This window comes from Acinetobacter sp. YH12102 (assembly GCF_013419125.1).
In the GTDB taxonomy this organism is placed as follows: domain Bacteria; phylum Pseudomonadota; class Gammaproteobacteria; order Pseudomonadales; family Moraxellaceae; genus Acinetobacter; species Acinetobacter pseudolwoffii.
This window is the reverse complement of sequence record NZ_VPAS01000002.1, coordinates 140,383-148,148: the sequence shown is the minus strand read 5'-3', so window position 1 is coordinate 148,148 and position 7,766 is coordinate 140,383. Positions and strand designations below refer to the sequence as shown.

At 44.0% G+C, this 7,766-nt stretch carries 8 protein-coding genes and 1 rRNA gene; 7 read left to right on the top strand and 2 right to left on the bottom strand.

Annotated elements, in window-relative coordinates; genetic code table 11:
* A 16S ribosomal RNA gene (locus tag FTU42_RS02570) occupies window positions 1–221 on the bottom strand; the annotation flags it as partial.
* 538 nt (window positions 222–759) lie between these two features.
* Between FTU42_RS02570 and FTU42_RS02565 the strand changes: the two genes are divergently transcribed.
* The 6 genes from FTU42_RS02565 (at window position 760) to FTU42_RS02540 (ending at window position 5,300) form a co-directional block, all read left to right on the top strand.
* Window positions 760–1,650, top strand: coding sequence for a VacJ family lipoprotein (locus tag FTU42_RS02565; RefSeq protein ID WP_005095841.1), 891 nt, complete (start codon window positions 760–762; stop codon window positions 1,648–1,650).
* A gap of 102 nt (window positions 1,651–1,752) precedes the next feature.
* Window positions 1,753–2,721 carry an RsbU family protein phosphatase GigA gene (gene gigA / locus FTU42_RS02560; RefSeq protein WP_005095839.1) on the top strand — a complete coding sequence of 323 codons (969 nt, stop codon included), beginning with the start codon at window positions 1,753–1,755 and terminating at the stop codon, window positions 2,719–2,721.
* 112 nt (window positions 2,722–2,833) lie between these two features.
* Window positions 2,834–3,352, top strand: coding sequence for an anti-anti-sigma factor GigB (gigB, locus tag FTU42_RS02555; protein ID WP_004647542.1), 519 nt, complete (start codon window positions 2,834–2,836; stop codon window positions 3,350–3,352).
* A gap of 20 nt (window positions 3,353–3,372) precedes the next feature.
* Window positions 3,373–4,200: a carbon-nitrogen hydrolase family protein gene (locus FTU42_RS02550; RefSeq protein ID WP_180082979.1), complete on the top strand. Its 828-nt coding sequence runs from the start codon at window positions 3,373–3,375 to the stop codon at window positions 4,198–4,200.
* Between the two features lie 105 nt (window positions 4,201–4,305).
* Window positions 4,306–4,731 (top strand): organic hydroperoxide resistance protein, encoded by a 426-nt coding sequence (locus FTU42_RS02545; RefSeq protein ID WP_005095836.1) that lies wholly within the window; start codon window positions 4,306–4,308, stop codon window positions 4,729–4,731.
* Window positions 4,732–4,907: 176 nt separating this feature from the next.
* A complete protein-coding gene (locus tag FTU42_RS02540; protein WP_005095834.1) occupies window positions 4,908–5,300 on the top strand; it encodes a DUF4951 domain-containing protein in 393 nt (130 codons plus the stop codon).
* A gap of 49 nt (window positions 5,301–5,349) precedes the next feature.
* Here the strand turns inward: FTU42_RS02540 and gspE are convergent, their stop codons facing one another.
* On the bottom strand, window positions 5,350–6,837 hold the full coding sequence (gspE, locus tag FTU42_RS02535) for a type II secretion system ATPase GspE (RefSeq protein ID WP_005172539.1): 1,488 nt from the start codon (window positions 6,835–6,837) through the stop codon (window positions 5,350–5,352).
* A 144-nt stretch (window positions 6,838–6,981) separates the two neighbouring features.
* Between gspE and FTU42_RS02530 the strand changes: the two genes are divergently transcribed.
* Entirely contained in the window at window positions 6,982–7,761 is a 780-nt protein-coding gene (locus FTU42_RS02530) for a hypothetical protein (protein WP_167381259.1), read from the top strand.
* The last annotated feature ends 5 nt before the right edge of the window (window positions 7,762–7,766 follow it).

Genomic DNA, 7,766 nt, shown 5'->3' with positions numbered 1-7,766 from the left:
CTATTAGCGCAAGGTCCGAAGATCCCCTGCTTTCTCCCGTAGGACGTATGCGGTATTAGCATCCCTTTCGAGATGTTGTCCCCCACTAATAGGCAGATTCCTAAGCATTACTCACCCGTCCGCCGCTAGGTCAGGTAGCAAGCTACCTTTCCCCGCTCGACTTGCATGTGTTAAGCCTGCCGCCAGCGTTCAATCTGAGCCATGATCAAACTCTTCAGTTTAAAATCAGTAGTGCCTAAAGGACACCAATCTTGGCTCATCAATTTTCTGACAAATATTTCTCAAATAAACTTCGAGTCATTTCTACCATCAATCAATGAAAATAATTTCGATCGATCAACCAGTAAAAATCCACACAAGTTGTTCTTCATAAGCTCTTAATGATCTTCTTGCTGATTCGTCACCAGCAAGCTAGGTCGGCTATATTACACTGAATTTCTAAAGTGTCAATCCGTAATTCAAATTAATTTGAACTTAACCAACAAAACCCAATCTTAACACCTCGTGCTAAGTTACTGTTTTATCAGAAGTTTTAATCTTCATCACTGCCGATGGATGTGCATTCTACAGGATTTCAGAGCGCTTGCAACACCTTTTTCAAGAAAATTATTTTGCATGTACATTTTTTACTCTTTTTGTGTATTTTCATTCATTTTTTATACAAATTTGCTTAAATGATGTCTATTCGTGAATATAACGTTTATTATTTTTATACTAATAAGTAGTGCTCCTTACTCAGACAAGGCCTCGGGTTTCCTTATGCATCGTTCTATTTACTTATCTATATGCTTATTTTCTCTAGTATCAAGCGTACATGTTTTCGCAGAGGTCAACACGGATGTGGAAAATGAATCTTTGAAAACGCCACTCAGAACCAAAATATCGGCCAAGGCACAACAATTACAGACACAGCTAAAAGTCGATGCCAGTGCAGCACAGGCTGAAGAAGTCAAAGATCCTTTCCAACCGTTAAATAGAAAGATTTATCAGTTTAATGATGCGATTGACCGTACTGTGGTACGTCCTATAGCTGTTCAGTATGTTGAGAAAGTTCCACAGGATGTCCGCGGTAGCTACACCAATTTCCGTAATAACCTGGGGGAACCCTGGAATGTGGTCAATCAGCTGATTCAGGGTCGTCCGACCCGCGCAGCAAAATCCTTGGGACGTTTTACCATTAATACTTTAACGACCTTAGGTTTGGCTGATCCGGCACGTCGCCTTGGTTTAAGTCATGAAGACGAGAGATTTGGAACTACTTTGGGTTATTACGGTGTTGCGTCTGGTCCTTATATTATGTTGCCATTTTTAGGCCCAAGTTCAGTGCGTGGGGTGATTGGTACTGCTGTAGATAGTCAAACCCGCCCACAAAAATATCTTCTCGAAGATGAAGATGGGCTTTACTGGACCGACCAGTTCTGGCGTGCCATTGATAACCGCTCGGAAATACTGGATGTTGAAGGGGTGCTGACCGGTGATCGTTATGCCCAGATTCGGGATATTTACTTGCAACGCACCAATTACGCGATTGCTGAAAAGAAAGGTACAGAACAAGATACCCTATTCCTAGAAGATGACTTCGAAGAAGATAGTTCTGAAGATGTACCTTTTGATGAGAACAATATTGAATCTTCAGAAGAAGATCTTTAAGTTCATGCTTGATGTATGATTGCTAGTGAAATCTGTTCGCTAGCAATACCTTGCTTGTTATAGTACATCTTATAACCAACCCTGAGATCGAATCACTTTTTTATGTATTTCATTCAACCGACTCGTGATATTCCCTATTTAGATCAGGTACTTGATACGCTTCCGCATATTCAGATGATCTATCTGGATGATCATGAGCTGTATGATTCTACGATTATCGCAATTGCAGATGTACATGACTATCTGAAATATAAGTGGAATCTGCCTACCATTGTGCTGGCCTTAGAGCATGAAGGCACAGCGTTGGCTCAGGCTTGGGAGCAAGGGGCGCTGGCAGGCTGGATCTGGAATAAACTTCCTGAAAATCCTGACCTGGCGCTGCAAAAAATTGATGCGCAATATAAACGTAACCAGGATAGCCGTGATCTGCCTTCTGCGGCAGAACTACAAAAAAGATTGTTACCCAACCCGATTAAACTGACCAATTATGAGGTCGAAACTTATTTTCAGCCTTCAGCCTATCTTTCAGGAGATTGGTATGATTACTGGAAAATTAGCGACAAAGAAGTGATTTTCTATTTGGCCGATGTATCTGGACATGGCGTCACCAGTAGTTTACTCACGTCCTGGATGGCTGCTTTTCACGGTCGCTCCAAAACGCCGCGCGAGCTGATTAAAAAGCTTAACGGCATGCTAATGCAGGAAAATATTGAAAAGCACATCACCATGATTGCCGGGATTTTAAATCTGGAAACCCATGTATTAAAATGGTCCAGTGCCGGACATTATCCCCCACCGATTATATTTGAACCCAATCAAGAGCCTAAGATTTTCTCTACCAGCAGCTTCCCTTTAGGTCTGACCGAAGAGCTTGAGGTTGAAGAAAACGAATGGGTATTAAGCCCTAATGCCCGTTTTATCATCTGTTCAGATGGTGCACTGGAACCCTTTGATGGTGGATTAAATGAGCAATTTTCGCAATTATTACATCACTTGCAGAATGAGTCATTTCAGGCTCCAGAACATGTGGCCGACGATATCGCCTTTTTAAGCTTTATCCGCGTAAATTAGCAGTATATTTACAGACTTTATAAGCACTTAATTTGATTACCACTTTCAGCTACTTGAGTATCAATACACCCTATGGGATAATTTAATATCCTTCTCTGCAAATGGCATTTATATGTCAACAGGTCATGTTGAATATGCAAGTCTGAATGGAACGCATATTTTTAAGCTTATCGGCGAAGTGCGTGCCCAATCTTGTATTAGTCTAGACAAATTACTGAACAAAATTGAACAGCAGGACAACGTAGTTGGCGCTATCGTTGATCTCACCGAAACCAGTTTTATTGACAGTACCGTACTGGGTGTTTTGGCCAAGTTAGGACTGAAACTCAAGCAAGTACATAATATTCAAGCTGTTATGCTTTCTACCAATTCCGACATTACTACTTTGGCCAACAGTATGGGACTGAGCCAGGTGTTTGTGATTCTGAATTATTGTGGCGATCCGAATGTCTGCACCCGTGCGCTGATGGAAGAACATGTGACGCATCAAAATATGCTCAATACCGTTCTGGATGCGCATAAAACCTTGATGAAGCTAAATCAAAGCAACCAGAATATGTTTGAACCTTTAGTCAAACAGTTACAGAAAGAGCAAGACAATTTAGATAAAATCTCCGAGCAAAAGGTATAACGACTATATAAGAGGACCGCATGACTTTACTTTCTGTTGCACAAATGAATTCTCAAAATGAAATTGACGCCAATTTTGTGGAGATTGAGTCTTTAATTCAACAAAGTAAGGCCAATGGTGCTGAGTTAATTGTTTTCCCGGAAAATTTCGTCTGTTTCTCAGCAGGCAAACAACGCGAAACTGCTGCACAATTTGAAGTCATTCAACAACGTCTGGAACAACTTGCCCATCAATATCAAACCTGGATTGTGGCCGGGACTTTGCCCTGCCCTTATCGTCCGGATGGTTCAATCATTCAAGATGGCCGGGTGCGTACTGTCAGTCTGTGTATCAGTCCTGAACGAACCGAAGCGCGTTATGACAAAATTCATTTGTTTGATGTGCAAGTCGGCGATGCCGTTGGTGGTTATCAGGAGTCCAAATTCTTTGAGCCTGGTACAGAGGTGGTCGTTGCCAAGACTCCTTTTGGCAATATCGGCTTGATGGTCTGTTATGACCTGCGCTTTCCAGAACTGGCTTTAAGCTTACGTGCTAAGGGTGCAAATCTCCTGACTGCGCCTTCTGCATTTACCTATACCACCGGTGAAATGCACTGGCAGTTATTGCTGCAAACCCGTGCCATGGATAGCCAGTGTTCGGTACTTGGCGCTGCTCAACAAGGCTGGCATGGTGAAAAACGTCAGACTTGGGGGCATGCAGCTGCCACCAATAGCCGCGGCCAACTGTTGAATATGATCCATGCTGATGGCGCACATTTGATTACGGTGGACTTTGATTTAAGTGAACAGCAAAAAATCCGTGAATCCATGCCTTTAATGCAACATCGTAAACTGCTACAACTTTCTTAAGAAACCTGCCCGGATACTTGCATAAATTAACAAAATCCCTGCTTATTCTTCAGGCAAAATCGCCGAGCATAGAAGCTCCATGAACAATAAATAGAGATTAAGCTCATGTCATTAGAAAAAGCCGTCTATACCGCACATGCCAAAGCCACAGGTGGTCGTGATGGCCGCGCCACCTCTGACGATCAGATTTTAGATGTACAATTGGCCGTGCCCAAAGAAATGGGGGGACCTGGTGGTGGAACCAACCCTGAACAGCTCTTTGCCGCAGGTTATTCGGCATGTTTCTTGGGTGCGATGAAATTTGTTGCCAATCGTGACAAACTGAATATGAGTAAAGATGCTTATATCGAGGGTGATGTAGGAATTGGTCCAATTCCGACCGGGTTTGGTATTGAGGTGACTTTAAATATCCATCTTGAAGGTATGGATCAGCAAGAAGCGCAAAAACTGGTAGATGCCGCGCATATTGTCTGTCCGTATTCAAATGCAACCCGCAATAATATTGATGTGAACTTAAACGTCATTACTTAATTTTTCGATTCAACCGCTATCCTGAAAAAATGCTTCAGGATAGCTAGAGCGCTATTATAAAATTTTAATCGCTGCATCTTCCCTTAAAGGCCAATTCTATTTTCAAAACAAAAGCAAAAATCTTAATACTTATATATAATGATTCTTATTTGCAATAATTTATTTTAAATCACCTTATGTTTAAATTATTTATTTCTAGTTCTCTCCTGTTCAGCATTGCGACTGCCTCTTTTGCAGAGCTGCAAATTTCAGAAAAAGTTCGCCCCCAAGTAAAATCTGTAGTTAATGCCGAGATTGAACGTCTGCCTATTCCTGCAACACCCAACAATATGATTCTGCCTGAATTTGGTAAAGGTATCATTGGTTGGGGTGCTGGCCCCAAAGATGCCGAAGTCCGTTTCCAGCGTGTCACCACAGCCGATGTTGAAAAAATGAAACAGGATGGGGTTACTTTAGAAATGGCGCAGGCCTGGCAGACCTTCTATGAAAATGAAACTCAGCGGAATCCGGGCAATCCGACTGCACCTTTTCGGGCCCAACTGATGAAAAAAATCGTCAGCCTCTGGTAAATATCCAGATATCCTGAGGATAAGTCATTAAAAGCAGCAGATTAAAAAATTATTCTGCTGCTTCATTGGTGACCCGTAACACTTCTTCAATGGTAGTTTTCCCTGCCAATACCTTGCGCAGACCATCATCCCGAATCGAACCGGATTGCTGCCGTGCATAACTTTCTATTTCGTATTCGGCCGCATTGCCATGAACCAGACGGCGCATATGATCATCGACGGGCACAATTTCATAAATCGCAGTACGCCCACTAAAACCAGTATTGCCACAGCGTTCACAACCCTGTGGTTGCGGCAGTCTTAAATCCTGTGGATGTTCAATATTTTCAAACAGTTTCTTTTCAAAAGCATCTGCTTCATGCCAGGTCGCGCAATGCGGACATAACGTTCTGACCAGACGCTGGGCAATTACCCCAATCAGGGAACTTGAAAGCAGGAACGGCTCAATGCCCATATCCTTCAAACGCGTGACAGCACCAATCGCGGTATTGGTATGCAGGGTCGACAACACCAGATGCCCCGTCAAGGAGGCCTGCACCGCAATTTCTGCGGTCTCCAGATCACGAATTTCACCCACCATCACCACATCAGGATCTTGGCGCAGCATGGCTTTTAAGGCACGTGCAAAGGTCATATCCACTTTGGTATTCACCTGGGTCTGACCAATACCTTCCAGTTGATATTCAATCGGATCTTCAGCGGTGAGGATGTTTTTGGAACCATCATTCAGGTCAGAAAGTGCGGCATATAAGGTGGTGGTTTTACCCGAACCGGTGGGGCCAGTGACTAAAATAATGCCGTGTGGACGATGCACCAGAGTTTTCAGTCGATCATAGTCATTATTCATCAAGCCCAAATGGGTCATATTTAAACGACCGGCCTGCTTGTCCAGCAGACGCATCACCACACGCTCACCATGAGAGGATGGCAAAGTAGATACACGGACATCGACTTCACGTCCGGCCAGACGCAAGGAAATACGACCATCTTGTGGAATGCGCTTTTCCGCAATATCCAGTTTGGCCATGACTTTAATCCGCGAGACCAAAAGCGGCGCAAGTTCACGGCGTGGCTGGACAATTTCACGGAGCTGGCCATCGACCCGTAAACGTACCGACAGTTTTTTCTCAAAAGATTCAATATGAATATCGGAAGCCCCGACCCGAATCGCTTCAGACAATAATGCATTGATCAGTCGTACAATCGGCGCATCATCTTCCTGATCCATCAGATCTTCAGCTTCAGGTACGGAATCGGCCAGACTGAGTAAATCCGGATGATCTTCCAGACCCGCAGCCACCTGTTGTGATTCGCCGCTATCTCCGGCAAAACTGGAGCTGAGTAACTGGTTAAATTCCTGTTCGCTGCACAGCTGAAAATGAGCCGGATAACCGAGCAGACGGCGCGCTTCCTGCAATGCAAGCATCGAGGTATTGTCACGACGCAGAATAAAGGCCTGATCTCCCTCATAACGCAACAGCACACCATGGCGCTTGGCGAAGCTATATGGGATTTGTAATTGTTTAAGTACTTGCATCGTGAATTATAATAATGATGAAAAAATTTAAATTGAGTGTACTCTAAGCATATGACAGCGTGAAGTATGTTTTCAAAGATTTAGCAAGAAAGGGTGCCAACATTGCCGCAAGATAAAGATGAATTAATCCCGAATACAGCGAAAATGCGCTGGTGGGGAGAACAGATTTTTGAAATAAATCAATCCAAAGCCTGGCAGTTTGGTTCCTTGCTGTTTCGTCTGACTCGAGGCATTCAGGAATGGCGACTGGAATACTATCGTCCTGTGGTGCAATATGATTATGAGCAGCAATGGCATCAGATTGATGATCCGAACTTTGCCTTTCCAGCGCCGGTGCACATTGAACGTTATATGTTCAAATCCACCCAAAATAAATTACAGTTGATGCCACGTTTAGCAAACCGTTCGGTGGTGATCAAGCCGGTTGATCCGATTTATATTCCTGCCGGACAACGTGGTACGCTTTATATCAGCACGCCCTTATGGATTGCCGGTTTTGTCGAGGGTCAGCGCGAACCAATTTTTGATCTCCCTGTGATCTTGCCAAAAGACACTTGGTTTGGGCCCAATCATCGCTCAGGTGAAATCTGCTATGCCACTGCAGTCGATGGCAGAACTGAACTGAAACAATTGCATCCACGCGCTTTTCGTGCGGTTACACCGATTGAATTTCACAATACCAGTAACCAGCAATTGCGCTTTGACCGGATGAATGTCCCGGTGCCTGCCCTGCCTTTATTTTACAGTGAAAGTACCGGGCGCTTATGGACCTCGCAAATCCGGGTCTTGCATGAAGGTTCGGACCGTCCACCGCGTATTCGAGTGGAGAACCGTACCCCGCCAAATGCCGGTGAAGTCGCCTATCTGCATCCACCGCGTGATCCGGCGGGCGCTTTATTTAATATGTTTGATTCATTTTTCTAAGAGCG

Excerpts from the sequence above, each read along its gene's own strand:
- FTU42_RS02565 (WP_005095841.1), top strand. The coding sequence starts at position 760 with ATGCATCGTTCTATTTACTTATCTATATGCTTATTTTCTCTAGTATCA.
- gigA (WP_005095839.1), top strand. The coding sequence starts at position 1,753 with ATGTATTTCATTCAACCGACTCGTGATATTCCCTATTTAGATCAGGTA.
- gigB (WP_004647542.1), top strand. The coding sequence starts at position 2,834 with ATGTCAACAGGTCATGTTGAATATGCAAGTCTGAATGGAACGCATATT.
- FTU42_RS02550 (WP_180082979.1), top strand. The coding sequence starts at position 3,373 with ATGACTTTACTTTCTGTTGCACAAATGAATTCTCAAAATGAAATTGAC.
- FTU42_RS02545 (WP_005095836.1), top strand. The coding sequence starts at position 4,306 with ATGTCATTAGAAAAAGCCGTCTATACCGCACATGCCAAAGCCACAGGT.
- FTU42_RS02540 (WP_005095834.1), top strand. The coding sequence starts at position 4,908 with ATGTTTAAATTATTTATTTCTAGTTCTCTCCTGTTCAGCATTGCGACT.
- gspE (WP_005172539.1), bottom strand. The coding sequence starts at position 6,837 with ATGCAAGTACTTAAACAATTACAAATCCCATATAGCTTCGCCAAGCGC.
- FTU42_RS02530 (WP_167381259.1), top strand. The coding sequence starts at position 6,982 with ATGCGCTGGTGGGGAGAACAGATTTTTGAAATAAATCAATCCAAAGCC.